At 63.0% G+C, this 17,816-nt stretch carries 18 protein-coding genes; 8 read left to right on the top strand and 10 right to left on the bottom strand.

Annotated features, from left to right (window positions below; translation table 11 throughout):
- Window positions 1–35 precede the first annotated feature (35 nt).
- From Q0877_RS06080 to Q0877_RS06065, 4 genes are read left to right on the top strand one after another with little or no spacing between them, the layout of a single operon-like run.
- Window positions 36–950 (top strand): aldo/keto reductase, encoded by a 915-nt coding sequence (locus Q0877_RS06080; protein WP_299166484.1) that lies wholly within the window; start codon window positions 36–38, stop codon window positions 948–950.
- Between the two features lie 11 nt (window positions 951–961).
- Complete coding sequence (locus tag Q0877_RS06075; RefSeq protein ID WP_299166483.1) at window positions 962–1,741, top strand: alpha/beta fold hydrolase; 780 nt, start codon at window positions 962–964, stop codon at window positions 1,739–1,741.
- A 47-nt stretch (window positions 1,742–1,788) separates the two neighbouring features.
- Entirely contained in the window at window positions 1,789–2,799 is a 1,011-nt protein-coding gene (locus Q0877_RS06070; RefSeq protein WP_299166482.1) for a GlxA family transcriptional regulator, read from the top strand.
- Window positions 2,800–2,812: 13 nt separating this feature from the next.
- Window positions 2,813–3,229, top strand: a complete 417-nt coding sequence (locus tag Q0877_RS06065) for a CoA-binding protein (RefSeq protein WP_299166481.1) — start codon at window positions 2,813–2,815, stop codon at window positions 3,227–3,229.
- Window positions 3,230–3,340: 111 nt separating this feature from the next.
- On the opposite strand, the gene Q0877_RS06060 is transcribed toward Q0877_RS06065, so the two are convergent.
- The gene (locus tag Q0877_RS06060) at window positions 3,341–4,165 is read right to left on the bottom strand and encodes a DUF1206 domain-containing protein (RefSeq protein WP_299166480.1); all 825 of its coding nucleotides are present in this window, start codon (window positions 4,163–4,165) and stop codon (window positions 3,341–3,343) included.
- Window positions 4,166–4,224: 59 nt separating this feature from the next.
- Here Q0877_RS06060 and Q0877_RS06055 point away from each other — a divergent pair, with 59 nt between their 5' ends.
- Both Q0877_RS06055 and Q0877_RS06050 read left to right on the top strand, forming a co-directional pair.
- On the top strand, window positions 4,225–4,620 hold the full coding sequence (locus tag Q0877_RS06055; protein ID WP_299166479.1) for an MmcQ/YjbR family DNA-binding protein: 396 nt from the start codon (window positions 4,225–4,227) through the stop codon (window positions 4,618–4,620).
- Window positions 4,613–5,287: a DUF1990 family protein gene (locus Q0877_RS06050; protein WP_299166478.1), complete on the top strand. Its 675-nt coding sequence runs from the start codon at window positions 4,613–4,615 to the stop codon at window positions 5,285–5,287. The genes Q0877_RS06055 and Q0877_RS06050 overlap by 8 nt, the downstream gene beginning before the upstream one ends.
- Before the next feature lie 28 nt (window positions 5,288–5,315).
- Here the strand turns inward: Q0877_RS06050 and Q0877_RS06045 are convergent, their stop codons facing one another.
- From Q0877_RS06045 to Q0877_RS06015, 7 genes are all read right to left on the bottom strand, one after another.
- Window positions 5,316–6,185, bottom strand: coding sequence for an SMP-30/gluconolactonase/LRE family protein (locus tag Q0877_RS06045; protein ID WP_299166477.1), 870 nt, complete (start codon window positions 6,183–6,185; stop codon window positions 5,316–5,318).
- Window positions 6,186–6,243: 58 nt separating this feature from the next.
- Complete coding sequence (locus tag Q0877_RS06040; protein WP_299166476.1) at window positions 6,244–6,630, bottom strand: DUF1304 domain-containing protein; 387 nt, start codon at window positions 6,628–6,630, stop codon at window positions 6,244–6,246.
- 103 nt (window positions 6,631–6,733) lie between these two features.
- The gene (purL, locus tag Q0877_RS06035) at window positions 6,734–9,031 is read right to left on the bottom strand and encodes a phosphoribosylformylglycinamidine synthase subunit PurL (RefSeq protein WP_299166475.1); all 2,298 of its coding nucleotides are present in this window, start codon (window positions 9,029–9,031) and stop codon (window positions 6,734–6,736) included.
- A complete protein-coding gene (purQ, locus tag Q0877_RS06030; RefSeq protein WP_299166621.1) occupies window positions 9,028–9,783 on the bottom strand; it encodes a phosphoribosylformylglycinamidine synthase subunit PurQ in 756 nt (251 codons plus the stop codon). Before purQ ends, purL begins: the two co-directional genes overlap by 4 nt.
- Window positions 9,784–9,800: 17 nt before the next feature.
- Entirely contained in the window at window positions 9,801–10,058 is a 258-nt protein-coding gene (purS, locus tag Q0877_RS06025) for a phosphoribosylformylglycinamidine synthase subunit PurS (RefSeq protein ID WP_299166474.1), read from the bottom strand.
- Window positions 10,059–10,248: 190 nt separating this feature from the next.
- Complete coding sequence (locus Q0877_RS06020; protein ID WP_299166473.1) at window positions 10,249–10,830, bottom strand: SSI family serine proteinase inhibitor; 582 nt, start codon at window positions 10,828–10,830, stop codon at window positions 10,249–10,251.
- A gap of 57 nt (window positions 10,831–10,887) precedes the next feature.
- Window positions 10,888–11,829, bottom strand: coding sequence for a 3-methyladenine DNA glycosylase (locus tag Q0877_RS06015; protein WP_299166472.1), 942 nt, complete (start codon window positions 11,827–11,829; stop codon window positions 10,888–10,890).
- Between the two features lie 347 nt (window positions 11,830–12,176).
- On the opposite strand from Q0877_RS06015, the gene Q0877_RS06010 reads away from it, so the two are divergent.
- Together Q0877_RS06010 and Q0877_RS06005 are read left to right on the top strand one after the other, a co-directional pair.
- Window positions 12,177–15,221, top strand: a complete 3,045-nt coding sequence (locus Q0877_RS06010; RefSeq protein ID WP_299166471.1) for a S8 family peptidase — start codon at window positions 12,177–12,179, stop codon at window positions 15,219–15,221.
- Window positions 15,222–15,360: 139 nt separating this feature from the next.
- Window positions 15,361–15,639, top strand: coding sequence for a hypothetical protein (locus Q0877_RS06005; protein ID WP_299166470.1), 279 nt, complete (start codon window positions 15,361–15,363; stop codon window positions 15,637–15,639).
- 83 nt (window positions 15,640–15,722) lie between these two features.
- Here Q0877_RS06005 and Q0877_RS06000 read toward each other — a convergent pair whose 3' ends face one another.
- A complete protein-coding gene (locus Q0877_RS06000; RefSeq protein WP_299166469.1) occupies window positions 15,723–17,009 on the bottom strand; it encodes an aspartate kinase in 1,287 nt (428 codons plus the stop codon).
- Window positions 17,010–17,205: 196 nt separating this feature from the next.
- On the bottom strand, window positions 17,206–17,802 hold the full coding sequence (gene recR / locus Q0877_RS05995) for a recombination mediator RecR (protein ID WP_299166468.1): 597 nt from the start codon (window positions 17,800–17,802) through the stop codon (window positions 17,206–17,208).
- Window positions 17,803–17,816 lie beyond the last annotated feature (14 nt).

Here is a 17,816-nt window from a genome sequence, read left to right as displayed (position 1 = left end):
CCGAACAACTCCAACACCCCGTCGATCCCCGGCCATTGGGAGGCACAGGCCTGCTAGCCAGTCCGATCACCCTGGGGACCTCGTCGCTCGGCGCTGGAACCAGCCCCGGGGATCCTGAGGAAGCGGCCGCCGTCGAAATCGCCCAGGCAATGCTTCACGGCCCCTACGCACTCGTCGATACCTCCAACAACTACGCACAGGGCCGCAGCGAGACGGTCTTGGGCCTAGCGCTGGCGAAAGGCGGCGCTGCCGAGGGCAGATCTGTTGTCACCAAAGCCGACCAGAATCCAGAGACCGGTTCCTTTGACCGTAACCGGGTTCGGAGATCTTTCGAGGAGAGCTGCCGGCGGCTCGGAGTGGACAAACTCGGTCTGCTGCACCTGCACGACCCTTATTCGGTCACCTTCGAAGAGGCAGCGGCACCCGGCGGCGCCATCGCCGGCATGCTTGAGCTCAAGGAGGAGGGTCTGGTTGATGCCATCGGCATAGCAGCAGGAACAGTCAGCCTGATGCGGCAGTACGTCGCAACCGGAGCGTTCGACGTTCTGCTCACGCACAACAGATTCACACTGGTCGACCGCAGCGCGCTTCCGCTGATCGAAGATGCAGCGGAGCGGGGTATGGGTGTGTTCAATGCCGCGCCCTTCGGCGGCGGACTGCTGGCACGCGGCTCCGCGAGCGGCGCAACCTATGCCTACACGGACTCCCCGCCGGAACTCCTCGAATGGGTCGGGCAGGTCGAAGGCCTCTGCAGCAGACACGGAACCGACCTCCCGACGGCGGCCCTCCACTTCTCCCTCCGCTCACCTCTCGTCGACTCCACAATCGTCGGCATCTCGTCAACCAAACGCATTGAACAGCTTGAGCGGGCGCGGCAAACGGAAGTGCCGCCGTCGTTCTGGGAGGAGCTGGACGCCCTCGGCACACCGCCGTCGAACATCACCGATTAACGGACCGAGGCATGGACTTTGCAGTCGCTGCAGACAGAACCCGACTCGCCTGGCGGTCGGAAGGGTATGGAAGTCCGCTCCTGCTCATCGCCGGTCAGGCCACTGCATTGACCGGCTGGGAGCCCATCGTGCCCGAGTTGGCCGAGTCATTCCGGGTAATCCGCTTCGACCATCGGGGGATCGGCAAGAGTGACGAAGGCCCAAGCGAGTACCTCAGCACCAGGGAGTTCGCAGCAGATGCCCTAACGGTGCTCGATGCCGCCGGTGTCCGGCGGGCGCACATTTACGGGCACTCGATGGGCGGCCGGGTGGCGCAATGGCTCGCGATTGATCACCCGGACCGCGTGGGTGCACTCATCCTGGCTGCCACCTCGGCAGGCGGCTTCCTTGGCAAAAACCGCGACCCCGAAGCCACCCGCGCCCTGACAAGCGGCGATCCGGAACAGCTGCAACCGCTGTTCTTTGACGAGGATTGGGCGGCCGAGCACAGTGACGCCGTTCGAACCTTCTTCACCGCACGCGCATCCAAGCCGGCCAAGCGCAGGCACTTCCGTGCAAGCAAAGAGCACGACGCACGGAGCAGCTTGGGAACCATCCGGGCGCCGACACTCATCCTCCACGGAACGGACGACGTTCTTACCCCGCTCGATAACGCACTGGTGCTTCGTGAACTCATACCGCACTCAGTGCTGGTCAAGATCGCGGATGGAAGACACGGCTTCCACCTTGACCATCCCGAAACGCTCGATTGGATTCGACGGTTCATCGCTCGGAAGGTGCCAAACATTTAGCGTGGCGGGATCTTAACTATCATCGATAAACCTGCCACACTTGGAGAATGCTGAAGAAGGTCGCCGTCGTTGTATTGCCGGGAATAACGCCCTTTGAGTTCGGGGTTGCGTGCGAGGTTTTCGGCGTCGACCGCTCCACACGCGCGGTGGGATTGCCGGCATTCGAATTCTCGATCTGCACGCCCTCACCCGGGCTTGTCCCCACCAACCTCGGGTTCGCCATTTCTGTGGAGGAGGACCTGCGCGCCACTGAAACAGCAGACCTCGTCATCATGCCGCCGTTCGGTGTCGACGCACCCGGGCAACCTGAAGTGCACCGGGCATTGCAGGCGGCCCACCAGCGCGGGGCGTGGGTGCTGTCGGTCTGCAGCGGAGCTTTCGCGCTCGCTGAGGCCGGCCTGCTCAACGGGCGCCGTGCCACCACACACTGGCTTCACGCCCATCGGCTCGCCGAGCAGTATCCGGAGGTACACGTTGACGAAAACGTGCTCTACGTCCAGGACGGCAGCATCATCACCAGCGCCGGCACCGCAGCGGGAATCGACGCCTGCCTGCACCTCGTACGCACCGAACTGGGCGCCACGGCAGCGACGAGCATCGCCCGCTCAATGGTGGTGCCGCCCCATCGCGCCGGCGGGCAGGCGCAGTTCATCGACCGCCCGATCTCGGTCACCCAGTGTGACACCCTCGAGCACGTCCTCGTCTGGCTGGATGAACACCTCGACGAAGAACACTCCGTGAGCGCCCTCGCTGCCCGGGCACACATGTCGGAACGCACCTTCGCCAGACGCTTCAAGGCAGAAACAGGTACGACGCCGGCAGCCTGGCTTACTGCCCAGCGTGTCCTCCGCGCACAAACCCTGCTGGAGGAATCCGACCTCAGCGTCGAGTCCATTGCCCGGGAAACAGGCTTCGGTCAGGCAGTACTTTTGCGGCATCATTTCCAGCGAGCCTTGGGCACGTCACCGGCGGCCTACCGCAGGACTTTCCGCGGACACCCGGAAACGGCGCAGAACGCAACCGACAATACTGACGCCCTCAACCTGCAACCAGCCTGAGGAGGCGCCACCCATGCCGCATCACAATGACCCAGCAACCATCAAACGGCTACTGACTACTCCGGCCCGCTGGGCCGTCGTCGGGCTTTCAAATAATCCGCGGCGAGCTGCAATGGGTGTGTCGCGCTTTCTCATCGACCAGCTCGGGATGGACGTGGTGCCGGTCAGCCTGAAGGGCGACGACGTCTACGGTCGCACCGGCTACAAGCGGCTGGCAGACGTGCCGGGCGAGATCGACGTGGTGGACTGCTTCGTCAACAGCCAGCGGGTAGGTGCAGTGGTGGACGACGCGATCGCCGTCGGCGCCAAGGCCGTTTGGCTGCAGCTCGGCGTGATAGACGAGGCCGCAGCGCAACGGGCTGCAGATGCCGGGCTGGAAGTAGTCATGAATACCTGTCCCGCCATCGAGGCGCCGAGACTGGGACTGTAAGCGCCCTACCCTTGGTCCAGCCCTGCAGTTGATCGAGCACGGCAGCGCAGTCAGACAAGCCGCTTGGAAGTCAGACCAGCCCGGAAAGCCGTACAGCGCGAGAAGCACCGCTCACATGCGCTGATACCGGGAACGCACAATCATGAACACGCCGTAAGCAATCAGGCCCAGCGCAACTGCTCCGAGTATGTACACGCCAAACGGCTGCTCCTGAAGCGACTTCAAAGCGCCGTCGAGCCCGGTCGATTCCTCCGGATTGTTCCGGATGGTCGCAATAGCCACCAGGAATCCCAGCACTCCCAAAGCAACGCCCTTGGCCACATAGCCAACAGTGCCAAGGCCAGTGACTGCCTGGCCGACCGAACCGGAAGGTTTCCCCGTCAGGTTCTCCTCGAACTTTCGAGTAATGCCGCTGTAGACGAAGTACCCGCCAACCACGAGAATTCCGACGCCGATCGCGAGGAGCAGGGCCGCTCCGGCGGGATTTGCCATCAACGCGGCGCTGGTGGACTGGGTGGAAGAACCGCTGCCGCCGCCACCCATCGCATACTGGGCAAATGCAACGCCGATCGCCGCGTAGACCACGGCTTTCCCGCCGTTCTTCAGGCGGTCCTTGATCTTGTCCTTGCCGCTCAGGCGCTTCGACGGAAAGATCACTTCGCTCAGCAGGAACAGCGCCAGAGCCGTACAGCCGATGAAACACGCCCAGAGCAGGATTCCACCGCCGGGAGTACCGGCAAGAGAAGCCATCGCGCCGCTCTGGTCGGCGCTGCCTGATCCTCCTGCAGCTACACGAACAGCGATGACGCCGATCAGGATGTGCAGAAGCCCAGCCGCGACGTACCCTGCCCGTGCAGCAATGATGAATGGCTTGGAATCTGCGGCATCTTCGGCTCCGTCCGCAACCTTGCGTGCCTGACGGCCCATTTCTCCCATATACACTCCTAATTCTGTGGTCCCTACAGTCTGTCACCGCTTCGCAGTACCCTCATCATGTGGATGCAGAACAGCTTCGGGCGGCCTGTCTGGCCTTCGCCGGCACGTTTGAGGACTTCCCGTTCGGCCCGGAAGCGTCCGTGTTCAAGGTGCGTGCACCGGGAGGTACCGCGAAGATGTTCGCGCTCTCAGATCTCGGCTCCCCGAACCTGTTCATCAGCCTCAAGTGTGAGCCGGACATTGCGGAACAGTTGCGGGCCGCCCATCCCGAAATCATCGGAGCCTGGCACATGAACAAGACCCACTGGAACGGTGTGGACTGCACCGGGTCATTGCCGGATGACATGCTCCGCGACATGATCGAGGACTCCTACGATCTTGTGGTGGCAGCACTGCCGAAAAAGGACCGTGAGTCGCTCGGCTGGTCCAGACTTGCACGGGGCAGCGATGCCTGAGCTCACGCGCAAGGCGGGCTTTCACACAGCAGGAACCCCCGCGACAGGAACCAACACGGCAGTTCCTCACACCGCGCTCACCCACACCGCAGTCGGCTGGACCCGGTCCGGCGTGTGGCCGGCAGGCTTCCGGCCGATGCGGCACCGCATCCGTGTGGGCACCGGCGAAGCTGCCTTTCGTTCTTTGGCTGAGGGAATCCTCACCTTTGAGCTTCACCGCCGCGCCAAACTCCGCATTACGGCTGCACCACGCGCCGAGGTCGGCGGCTCGGTGGTCGTCGGCTTCGGGTTGGGCGATCTTAGATTGAATGCCCCGTGCGAGGTGGTGTGGGTTGAGAAGCTGCAGAACGAGAACGAGAACGAGAACGAGAACGAGAACGACGCCGGCGCACCCAACGACGGCGATACATCGAACGATGACCCAGCCGACGGCGATCGCCGAGCCGGTTTCGGCTACGGCACCCTGCCCGGCCACCCGGAAACCGGCGAGGAAAGCTTCGCAGCCATACTCGCTGCCGATGGCTCGGTGCTCTTCGAATTGCACGCCTACAGCCGGCATGCGAACTGGTTCTACCGGCTTGGAGCGCCGGTTGCACGGTTCTGTCAGGAACTTGTCACCCGCCGCTACCTTGCGGCAGCACGTCAGCTGGCGGCAACCGCGGGGTGAGCAGGGCGCAGAAAGACGCGAAGTTTGCTCACAGCGCGCCCGTCGTCATTGTTCTGATCCTGTACAGGCTTGTTGACGCGGTGATGAACAGCTCATCACCGTTCTCTCCTCCGAAACAGACATTGGATACCGTCTCGGGTACAGGGATGTGTCCCAGCAACTCGCCGGCGGGTGAGTAGACGTAGACGCCGTCGCCGGCGGAGGTCCATACCCTTGCTTCGCGGTCGATGGCGAAGCCGTCAGCCGCACCAACGGGCACCCTGGCGAAGACCCTACCCCTTCCGACGCCCGAGCCCTTCACAGGAAATGTCATGATGCACTTCGAATCGGGCTGGTGCTCGTGTGTTCCGGTGTCCGAGACGTAAAGCACGGTCTCGTCGGGTGAGAATGCGATCCCGTTCGGGTGGACCATTGACGTGATCACGGGCGTGGCGATACCTGATCCCAGATCGAACCGGAAGACGAAGCACCCCTCATACTCCTGTTCGCCCGGATAACCTTCCCGTCCGCTGGGGTGCAAACCATAGGGAGGATCTGTGAACCAGATCGAACCATCGGAGACGACGGCGAGGTCATTGGGAGAGTTGAAGTGTCCCCCTTCCCAGCGTTCGACGAGGACTTCCAGCCCGGCAGCGTCTTCACGCTCCAGAGCGCGCCTTCCGTGGCTGCACTGCACCACTCGGCCGTGGGCGTCGAGTGCGCGACCGTTGGTGTATTCGGCCGGCTTGCGATACACGCTGGCGACGCCGGTGACCTGGTCCCACTCGAGGATGCGGTTATTTGGGATGTCGCTCCAGCGGACCCGCTTAGTAGCGGGTAGCCACAGTGGACCTTCAGTCCACACTGAACCGCTGTGAAGCTGTTCAAGCCCTTCATGGGAGCTGACAAGCGTGTGCACGCACACCCTCCTTATGCGCGGCGCGATGTTTCCCGTACGTCGACGCTGTGCGGGAAACTCAGGTCTGTTGAACCATGGGTAGGGTCAGCAGCGCAAGAAACGGCGGTAGGCCCTGTACCAGGGCGGCAATCCACAGCGCCCGGTTGGTCACCACAAGAACGACGGCGGCAAGCACCATAATTGCCAGGGCAAGGACGATCATCCCGTACCCGACGAGGGTTCCGGACAGGGCCAACCCTACGATCACGCCGGCCGCAAGGAAGAGGTTATAGAAGCCCTGGTTGAACGCCATGGGGCGGATGATGTTCGCGTGTTCCTGGGAAGCGATGCCGAACTTCCGCCACGCGGATGGGTGCCGCCAACGGACACTCTCAAGCACGAAAATGTACACGTGCAACAGACCCGCGATCATGGCGAAGAGCGCGCTCAATAGCGGAAATGTCATGGATCAACCCTATCTGCTGGGCTGCACTACCCATGGACAGTACACGTAACGATATGGCAGAGCACCGGCAGAAAATCCACCGGCGCCCTGCCTGATCGAACAGTTACGCGAAGTGTTTCGGAAGCGTAGCTTCGTGCGCTTCTTTCAGTTCAGCGAGTGGGAGCGTGAAGTGTCCCTGAACGTCGAGGGACTCGCTCTCAGCATCCACCACACCGATGCGGATCCGCGGGAAATTCCGTGCCGTGCACATGTCATTGAAACGCACCTCCTCGGAGCGGGGAACAGCGACGACGGCGCGGGCCTGGGACTCCGAGAACAGAACAGTGAAAGCATCAAGGCCATCACGCTCACACAGTTCATCAATTGCGATCCGCGCACCCACACCAAAGCGGAGGGCTGCTTCGGACAGTGCTGCGATGAGCCCGCCCTCGGAGAGGTCGTGAGCGGCATCGATCATGCCGTCACGTGACGAGTTCACGAGAATCGCCGCGAGGGTCTTCTCGGCGTCGAGGTCGAGCGCCGGGGGCTGACCGCCCAAATGTCCGCGCAGGTTGGCCCATTCGGATCCATCGAGTTCGTTCTGCGTGGTGCCGAGCAGGTAGATAGCCTGCCCGTCCTCACGCCAGCCCGACGGCGTGCGGCGGGCGACGTCGTCGAACACCCCCAGCACGCCGACCACCGGCGTGGGATGGATGGCAACGCCGCCGGTCTGGTTGTACAGCGACACGTTGCCGCCGGTGACCGGAACGCCGAGTTCCTGGCACGCGTCGGCAAGACCACGGACGGACTCCGCGAACTGCCACATGACCTCGGGGTCCTCGGGGGAGCCGAAGTTCAGGCAGTCGGTGACGGCCATCGGCTTGGCACCGGAGGTAGCAACATTCCGGTACGCCTCCGCCAAAGCCAGGCGGGCGCCGTCGTAGGGGTTGAGGTAGGAGTAGCGGCCGTTCGCGTCCGTGGACAGCGCAACACCGAGACCGGTTTCCTCATCGACACGGACCACACCGGCGTCGTCGGGCATTGCGAGTGCGGTGTTGCCCTGGACGTAGCGGTCGTACTGGTTGGTGATCCAGTCCTTGGAGCACATGTTCGGCGATGACATCAGCTCCAGGGCAGCGGCCTTGAGCTGCTCGCCGTCAGCCGGCCGGTCTCCCTTGAACGAGTCCGCCTGCACACCGTCCAGCCACTCGGGGCGGGAGTACGGACGCTCGTACACCGGACCTTCGTGCGCCACGGTACGCGGGTCCACGTCAACAATCTTCTCGCCGTCCCACTCGATGATGAGGCGCCCGGTATCCGTGACCTCACCCAGCCAGGAGTATTCGACGTTCCACTTGTCCATGATGGCTTCGAACGCGGCAGCATTCTCCGGCGTCACCACAGCCATCATGCGTTCCTGAGACTCGGACATCAGGATTTCACCGGGAGTCAGAGACGGATCGCGCAGCAGGACGTCGGTCAGCTCGACGTGCATCCCGCCGTCGCCGTTCGACGCCAGCTCGGAGGTGGCGCAGGAGATACCCGCGGCGCCGAGGTCCTGAATGCCCTCGACAACGGAGGCCTTGAACAGCTCAAGGCAGCACTCGATGAGGACCTTCTCGGCGAACGGGTCTCCTACCTGGACCGCGGGCCGCTTCGAGGGCTTCGACGAGTCGAATGACTCGGACGCAAGCACTGAGGCGCCGCCGATCCCGTCGCCGCCGGTCCGCGCACCAAAAAGTACAACGCGGTTGCCGACGCCGGACGCGTTGGCCAGCCGGATGTCCTCGTGGCGAAGCACGCCCACGGCGAGGGCGTTCACCAGCGGGTTGCCCTGGTAAACGGAATCGAAGACGACCTCGCCGCCGATATTCGGCAGGCCAAGGGAGTTACCGTACCCGCCGATACCGGACACGATGCCATGCACCAGCCGTGCGGTGTCGGGATGGTCGATGGCGCCGAACCGCAGCGGATCCATGACTGCCACCGGGCGGGCGCCCATCGAAATGATGTCGCGGACAATGCCGCCGACGCCGGTCGCTGCACCCTGGTACGGCTCCACAAAGGACGGGTGATTGTGGGACTCGACCTTGAAGGTCACCGCCCAGCCGTCACCAATGTCGACGACGCCGGCGTTCTCACCGATGCCGACCAGAAGGTGTTCCTTCATGGCCTCGGTGACCTTGTCGCCGAACTGGCGAAGGTGCACCTTTGAGGACTTGTAGGAGCAGTGCTCGCTCCACATGACGGAGTACATGGCGAGCTCAGCAGCGGTGGGCCGGCGTCCGAGAATCTCGACGACCCTCTGGTATTCGTTCTCTTTCAGGCCGAGTTCGGCCCAGGGAAGCGGCTGCTCCGGAGTCTGCTCTGCATGCTCAACCGTGTCGATGTTGAACTTCTTGGAGGTTGTCTCTGTAGTCACTTGTTAACCAGTTTCTGCAGTACCGAAGTGAAGATGCCGAGTCCGTCCACGCCGCCGCGGGTTTCCACCTCGCCGGACGCTGAGGAGTCGGGGCCAAAACCGGCCTCGACCGCATGCTCGGGGTGCGGCATGAGGCCTACCACGTTTCCGTGCTCGTTCGTGATCCCGGCGATATCGCGGCGGGATCCGTTCGGGTTGCCGCCCACGTAACGGAAGACCACGCGGCCCTCGCCCTCCAGCTCGTCGAGGGTGCGTTCGTCAGCGACGAACTGGCCGTCCTGGTTCTTCAACGGAACCACGATTTCACTGCCATCTGCGTAGGCGGAGGTCCACGCCGTCGTACTGTTTTCGACCTTCAACCGCTGGTCCTTGCACAGGAAGTGCAGGTGGTTGTTCTTAACCATTGAGCCGGGAAGTAGATGCGCTTCGGTGAGGACCTGGAAGCCGTTGCAGATACCGAGCACGGGCAGCGAACCGCCCGAAGCTGCTGCGGTGATCTGCTCCATCAGCGGAGCGAAGCGTGAAATTGCACCCGCACGCAAGTAGTCACCGTAGGAGAAACCGCCCGGGATGATGACGGCGTCAACATCCTTCAGGTCATGGTCACCGTGCCAGAGCTGGACGCCGGTACCGCCTGCGATACGAACGGCGCGCAGCGCATCGCGGTCGTCGAGCGTGCCGGGGAAGGTGACAACACCGACGCGGATGCCGGACAGGCCGGCGTCCACAACCTCGGCATTGGAATAGCCGATGAGGGGAGTCTCGACGGTCACTGTGCGTCCTCGATGACCTCGACGCGCGTCACGTCCTCAATCACGGGATTGGACAGCAGCGTTGCGGCCGCGTTGCGGGCCTGATCCAGGATTTCCTCGGTGACGTCACCCTCAACGGTCAGTTCAAACCGCTTGCCCTGACGTACCTCAGCGAATCCGGTGAACCCAAGACGGGGGAGGGCGCCGGCGATGGCCTTGCCCTGCGGATCGAGGATTTCGGGTTTGGGCATGACATCAACAACGATCCGGGGCATCCGGCAACTCCTGTGAAGGTAAACACTGCGAAAAATGCGGTTAAATGCAGTTGCCCGAGGGGTGCCGTCTCACGCTTGGATTGTGTGTGTTCAAGAATGATCCTGAAGCGGGATCCAGCGCTCCGCGAGCTTGCCGTTCCATTCTACCGGCCGAACGCATTCGTCCGAACCGGGTTACGGCTTAGCTGACCTAGCTCGCGCCCGCTGTGCCCAGGATGGATTCCAGCGCGTTCCACCGTGCAATCTCACAGCCGTCCGTCGCCGAGAAGGACGCATACACGCGGTGCCCGTCGACAGTGCCCTTGACAACGGCTGTCTGCGGGCCGCCGTATTGCTGGGTGCACATCCGGTTGGGATCCGGCTGCGCGTTGAAGAAGGCAGCCCCCAGACGCTTGACGGCCTCGCACGCTGCCTCCGGGTTGGGCACAGTGGTGGTTTCGCCGATGCCGTCCGGCGAACACTCAAGAAAATACTCGACCGGCTGCGACTCGGGGCTGGGCTTGATGCTGATGGCCAGCATCGCGGTACCTACGGCGTCAGGATCGGACGGCAGGCTGGGGGTCGGCTTCGGGGTCTGCGATGACATGCTGCTCTCCGTGGCTGTTGGCGACGCGGACGGTTCGGCTGATTCAGGGCTGGGTGAGCTGGGAGGGGCTGCGGTCAGTTCGGTGCCGGGATTACCCGCTGCACCGCATCCAGCCAGTGCCGCAGCGAGCACCGCGCCGGTCAGCAGGCACGCACTCCTGACGGCGATGCCTTCTGTGGATCTCATGGGAAACCTCCTCGTTGCCCCCACTGCGTACTCTTCAGGCTAACCGCCCGCCTCAGGCTAACCGCCCGTCGCCGGCTCGACCCGGTGGCCAGGCGCAGACTGCAGTTCGCTGATGTGCTCAACCAACTGTGCACGCTTTAGCTGGGATTCAGCCGAGAACTCGCGTTGTGCCCGCACATAGTCGGCCCGCCCGGCCGGCGTTTCGATGGCAATCGGCGGGTACCCCCACTGGGCGAGGTCGTACGGCGAGGCTTGCATATCCATGACCCGGATCCGCCAGGTGAGTTCGAAGCAGTCCATCACCAGCTCGCTCGGAAGCGCCGGCGTCAGCTTGTAGGCCCATTTGTAAAGGTCCATGTTCGCGTGAAGACAGCCTGGCTGCTCAATATTCCGCTGGGTCTCGCGGGTGGGCTGAAGTTCGTTCAGCGGAACCGCCTGCGGCGTGTAGAAGCGGAAGGCGTCGAAGTGGGTGCACCGGATGCGGTTCCCTTCGACCACTTCATCGGTCCCGCCGGCACCCAACCGGAGGTTCAGATACTCATGCCGGATCGAATTCTCCTCCGACTTGTACGCCATCGCCCACTCATGCAGGCCGAAACAGCCCAGCTGTGCCGGGCGGGCTGCAGTACCGGAGAGGATGATTCCCGCGAAGTCCACCGCCTCACGCCGCGCCGTCAGGAAGGCAGCGAGATCGAGGGTGACGGCGCCGTCGTCGTTCAGTCCCAGGTTCTGCCGCTCCGCGGCGGTCAGCGGGCGGTAGAACTTCCAGTCTGCGCGTTCGACGGCGGCCGGTCCGGTCAGCACCGCATGGGCACCCGGATGCCAGCGCAGCAGCTGTGCCGGCTTCTGCGTGTAGTAGGTGAACAGGAAGTCCTCGACCGGGTGCCTGCGCTGCTCAGCCCGGCGGCGCAGGTAGGGCTCGGTGTAGGTGCGCACCCGCGCGGCGTGGGCGAGGGCGCGGGGCTCCCACTCTTCCGGAGCAAGGACGGTGACGGACACCGAACCATTATCCCTGACCGCCTCGAGCAGCGGTCCCTACCATTCCCGCACCGCAAACTGAATAAACGAGCGTTATGAAAACTCCTTTTTGCTCGAAGTCTCTGTTTACCGGCAGGTTCTGCTCAGGGGCGCGTATTGGGGTACCTACTCGGGGGTAGCCTATGGAAGGCGCGGTTGTGATTCAGGGCACAGACCCCACACCAGCTGCTTTCAGTCCGGCTTTGTCCGGTCGCGTTCTCGATGAAAGGTACCCTCGCGTGAAAGACCCTCAACACCGGAATCCGCGGGCAGGCGGATTGCGTGGAGCTACAGCTCTCGTATTTGGCCTGCCGCTGATTCTTGGCTCCATGACAGCGGTTCCCGCCGCTGCGGCACCGGCTGGTCCTACTGCTACCCAGCAGATCCAGCCGGTGAAGAATGTGGATCCCAGCAACTACCCCGCCGGCCGCTACATCGTGGTGCTCAATGAAGAGCCTGCGGCCACGTACGACGGCGGTGTCCCCGGTATCGAAGCCACCAAGCCGGACAAGGGCGAAAAGCTCAGCGGCAAGAAGGACTTCCAGAAGTACAAGAAGCACCTGGAGAAGAAGCAGCAGGCTGTCGCCGCAGAAGAGGGCGTGGAGATCAACCGCTCCTACGCTGCGGCTCTCAACGGCTTCAGCGCGAAGCTGACCGCCGAACAAGCGGTCGAGCTCGCCAAGGACCCGAACGTCAGCATGGTTGCTCCGGACATCGAAAACGCACCGGATGACTACACCAGCATGGACATTCTGGAGCTGCGCGGGCAGAAGGGTACCTGGAAGACCCAGTTCTCCGGGGAGAAGAACGCCGGAGCAGGAACCGTCGTCGGCGTCATCGACACCGGCTACACACCGGACAGCGCGTTCTTCGCCGGCGAGGCAGTGCAGCCGCTCAAGGGCAACGGAAAGCCGAAGGTAGGTGTTCCCTATCTCAATTCAGATGGCCGGATCGCAATGCTGAAGGCCGACGGTTCAACCTTCCTCGGCGAGTGCCAGGCAGGGGAGGGCTTCACGGGCGAGGAATGCAACTCCAAGGTCCTTGCCGCGCAGTATTTTGCGGATGACTTCACTAAATACGTTCCTGAGGCGAACCGCGCGCCCGAGGAAGTGCTCTCCCCGGTCGACGTTGACAGCCACGGCACCCACACGGCCAGCACCGCTGCCGGCAACAACGGTGTCACCCAGACCGTCGACGGCCGCGACTTCGGCGTGTCCTCCGGTGTGGCCCCGGCCGCCAAGCTCTCGGTCTATAAGGTTTGCTGGGCCGATGACGATCCGACCACCGGCGGCTGCTACTCCTCCGCTTCCGTCGCCGCAATCGAACAGGCAGTCCTTGACGGCGTGGACGTGTTGAACTACTCGATCTCCGGTAGCGCAACCACCACCACTGACCCTGTGTCACGTGCCTTCCTGTCAGCAGCTTCGGCCGGCATCTTCGTGGCAGCTTCGGCCGGTAATTCCGGTCCGACTGCCAGCACCGTCAACCACGGTGCGCCCTGGGTGACCACGGTTGCAGCCAGCACTTTCAGCCACGCGCTGCAGGGAACGGCCGAGTTCTCCGACGGGACCAAGTTCCGTGGCGCCAGCATCATGAACGCAGGCGTCCCCGCAAGCCCGGTGATACTGAGCGGGAACGCCGCGGCAGCGGGTGGAAAGGATCCGGAACTCTGTGGACCGGACTCACTGGATGCCACACTGGTAACCGGCAAGATCGTCGTGTGTGACCGCGGTGTGTATGACCGCGTCGCAAAGTCCGCCGAGGTCGAGCGGGCCGGCGGAGTGGGCATGATCCTGGTGAACCTCGCCGACTCCTCGATGGACACCGACAAGCACTCTGTACCGACTGTCCACGTCAACGCTCCCCAGGGTCCCGCCCTTAAGGAGAAGGTTGCCGCGAACCCGGACCTCAAGGTTGCGCTGGTTCCCGAAGACACCACCGGAGAGCCGCTGCCTCCTGTCCCGCAGATCGCTGGCTTCTCGTCGCGTGGTCCGTTGCTCGCCGAAGGCTCGGACCTCCTGAAGCCCGACGTCGCGGCGCCGGGTGTTGCTGTTCTCGCCGGTGTATCTCCGATCGGTACCGGCGGCGACAAGTTCGGGTTCCTTTCAGGAACGTCGATGGCTGCTCCGCACATCGCCGGCGTCGGCGCCCTGGTTCTCGCCGAGAACCCGAAGTGGTCACCTGCTGCGGTGAAGTCCGCCATGATGACCACTGCTGATCCGGTGAAAAACGCCGAGGGCGGCGTGGACGGCGACGTGTTTGCCACCGGTGCAGGCCAGGTGGATCCCGCCAACGTGCTGAGCCCCGGCCTGGTCTACGACGCCGGCATCCGCGAGTACCTGCAGTTTGTTGAGGGCACCGGCTACGCCGATGTCAACGGACTCGAGGGCATTGACGCCAAGGACATGAATGTTCCGTCCTTTGCCGTCGGCAGCCTGACCGGCAAGGTCACTGTCACCCGCACCGTCACCGGTATGAAGCCCGGCAAGTACAGCGCGTCAGCCAATGTGCCAGGTGTCAACGTAACGGTTACCCCCTCCGAGCTGAAGTTCGACAAGCCCGGTGAAACCCGCACGTTCGAGGTTACGTTCGAGAATGCTGGCGCGCCCTTTGGCAAGTTCGCGATGGGCTCGCTGACCTGGCAGAGCAAGAAGGAAGCCGTCACGTCCCCGGTAGCGGTGCGTCCGCAGTCGGTAGTTGCTCCGTCCGAGGTGTCCTTCACCTCTGAGGGGCCGGATGGCAGCGGATCGATTCCCGTAACGTCGGGGTCCAACGGCCCGGTTGAGATGACGTTGAATGGTCTGTCGAAGGCACTCAGCGAGAAGCTCTCGATGGTGCCCTCCGATGCAAACTTCACAACCAAAGTGACGGTTCCAGCCGGTAGCCCGCTTGCCAAGTTCTCGGTACTTAGCTCCGATGACACAGCGGACTTCGACATGCTGGTCGTTGGGCCGGATGGTCGCGGATACTCGGCGGCAACGGCTTCCGCCAGCGAAACCCTGACGCTGCGCAGCCCAGCCGCCGGCGTCTACACGGTTTACGTTGATCTCTATGCGAGCACGGACGCGCGAGAGACTGCTGCAACTTTCGACGCGGCTATCCTCGGTGCAAACGAGAACAACGCCTCACTCACGCCGGATCCGCTGACGCTGACCAACGGTACCTCGGGCGAGGTGACCCTCAGCTGGACGGGCCTTGAGCCCGGATCGTACGTCGGTCGGGTGACCTATGCGGGCTCTGCGGCCGTGACCGACATTCTGGTGGTCGTGAGCGAAGCGGGCGTAGCCTCGACCTCGGTACTCCCGGACACCGGTGAAGCGGACAAGCTGCCCGCCGGTCCGAGCGAAAAACCCACTCCGACGAACGGCAAGTAACACCAGCCGATCCCAAGAGCAGCGAATCCCCCGCACTGGTGTAACGGTGCGGGGGATTTCTGCGTGATACCGGCTCTTTTTGCTCCGCGCTGACTTAAGATGTGGGTACTCATACAGCCGCAGAAAGAAGGCGATACCCATGGCTGAGAGAAACCGGCGTCGCTGGATCAGGAATCCAATACCCAACTTCCTGGGTCCCGCCGAGAGGGACGACCTCGATGGCCCCGTAGTGCACCGACATGACGAGTTCGAGACCGCGTCAGAAGCCGAACTTGCCGAACTCAACATCGAGGTGGATTCCGACGGGCATCATTACGCCGTTCGAAGGTATCCGGACCACCAAACAGTGCGCCGGACGGAACCGGTCCAGAAGTACCCGGACTACTTCAGGAACCCGGTCCTCCACACGGACGAATAGCGCGTTGAGTTGTCAGGACACACCCCTTTTGGGACGCCATTCGGGGCGTGTCCTGCCAAATCAACGTGGGAAGGGGCGGACGCCTAGCGGCCGGTACCCGCGTACACGGTCGCCACGGCATCGCCGTCGAGGTCGAACGCCGCATGCACTGCGCGTACCGCGGTGTCGAGCAGGTCTGCGCTCGTGACCACCGAGATTCGAATCTCTGAGGTGGAGATCATGTCGATGTTCACACCGGCGTCGGACAGCGCCTTAAAAAACTTGTAGGAAACGCCCGGATTGGAACGCATTCCGGCGCCGATCAGCGACAGCTTTCCGATCTGCTCGTCGTATTCGATGCCCTCATAGCCCACGTTCTCCTGCGCCGCCTTGAGTGCGGTCAGTGCCTCCGCGCCCTCGACGATCGGCAGGGTGAAGGAGATGTCCGTGTGACCGGAGCCGTGGGTGGACACGTTCTGCACGATCATGTCGATGTTGGAGTGGGCGCCGGCAACGATCCCGAAGATTTCAGCTGCCTTGCCCGGGATGTCGGGCACACCGACCACGGTGACCTTCGCCTCCGAACGGTCATGGGCAACACCGGAGATGATGGGCTGTTCCAAGGGTTCTCCCTCTTGAATCTTGATGGTGTCGTCGGGGTTGGGCAGTACCCACGTCCCCTCGAGCTGGCTGAAGGATGAGCGGACGTGCAGCGGAACGCCGAAACGACGGGCGTACTCCACGCAGCGCAGGTGCAGGATCTTTGCCCCCGAAGCTGCCATCTCAAGCATTTCCTCGCTGGAGATGGTGGAGATTTTTCGGGCAGCGGCGACGACCCGCGGATCGGCCGTATAGACGCCGTCGACGTCGGTATAGATCTCGCAGACGTCAGCTTTCAAGGCCGCTGCCAAGGCAACGGCCGTGGTGTCGGATCCGCCGCGCCCGAGCGTGGTGATGTCATTGCTGTCCCGGCTCATGCCCTGGAATCCGGCAACAATCGCGATGTCGCCCTTGTCGATGGACGCCTTAATGCGATGCGGGGAAACGGCAATGATCCGGGCCTTGCCGTGGATGGCATCGGTGATCATGCCGGCCTGGCTGCCCGTGAAGGACTGTGCGCTTGACCCGGCCTCGTGAATGGCCATCGCGAGCAGGGCCATTGAGATGCGCTCTCCGGCACTGAGCAGCATGTCCATCTCACGCGGATTGGAGGAGGTGCTCACCTGCCCTGCCAGATCGAGCAGCTCATCGGTACTGTCACCCATGGCGGAAACGACGACGACGACCTGGTTGCCGGCCGCCTGCGTCTCCACGACGCGCTTGGCGACGCGTTTGATACCTTCCGCGTCGGCCACGGACGAGCCACCGAACTTCTGAACAATTAGGGCCATGCGCACGCTCGCTGAAACTTGGGAGATGATATCCGGCGGCGTCATCGGCGCCCGAAAACAGGTCAGTTGCTGGAACTACTACTTCACACTGGACTCCGGCCGTAGGATCGCAATCGACCGCCCGGTAACCGCACACCATCTTAACCGGTAGGTTTCGGCTCACCGAATCGTGAGTCTAATTGTGAGCCGGTGCTACTTAGGAGACGGTGCGGCGGCCCTCGAAGGCGCGGCCGAGGGTGATCTCATCGGCGTATTCGAGGTCGCCGCCCACCGGAAGGCCGGAAGCCAGGCGGGTCACTTTGATGCCGATGGTCTTCAACATGCGCACCAGATACGTAGCTGTTGCCTCGCCCTCGAGGTTGGGGTCGGTGGCGATGATGATTTCTTGGACCTGATCGTCGGAGAGGCGGCTCAGGAGCTCCCGAATGCGCAATTGTTCCGGGCCGATCCCGGCGATCGGATTGATTGATCCGCCGAGAACGTGATACTTACCGCGGAAGGAACGCGTGCGTTCGACGGCGATGACGTCCTTGGACTCCTCGACCACACAAATCGCAGTCGGGTCACGCCGTGGGTCACGGCAGATGCCGCAGGTCTCCTGCTCAGCCACGTTGCCGCAGATCGTGCAGAACTTGACCCTTTCCTTGACGGTGACAATTGCGTTGACGAGACGCTTGGTGTCTTCCCCGTCTGCTTCCAGGATGTAGAACGCGATGCGCTGTGCCGACTTGGGGCCCACGCCGGGCAGGCGTCCCAGCTCGTCGATGAGCTCCTGAACTGCGCCTTCGTACACGGGTTTGCCTTAGC

It is taken from the genome of uncultured Arthrobacter sp., assembly GCF_947495145.1.
Taxonomy (GTDB): Bacteria; Actinomycetota; Actinomycetes; order Actinomycetales; family Micrococcaceae; genus Arthrobacter_D.
This window is presented reverse-complemented; position numbering and strand designations above follow the sequence as displayed.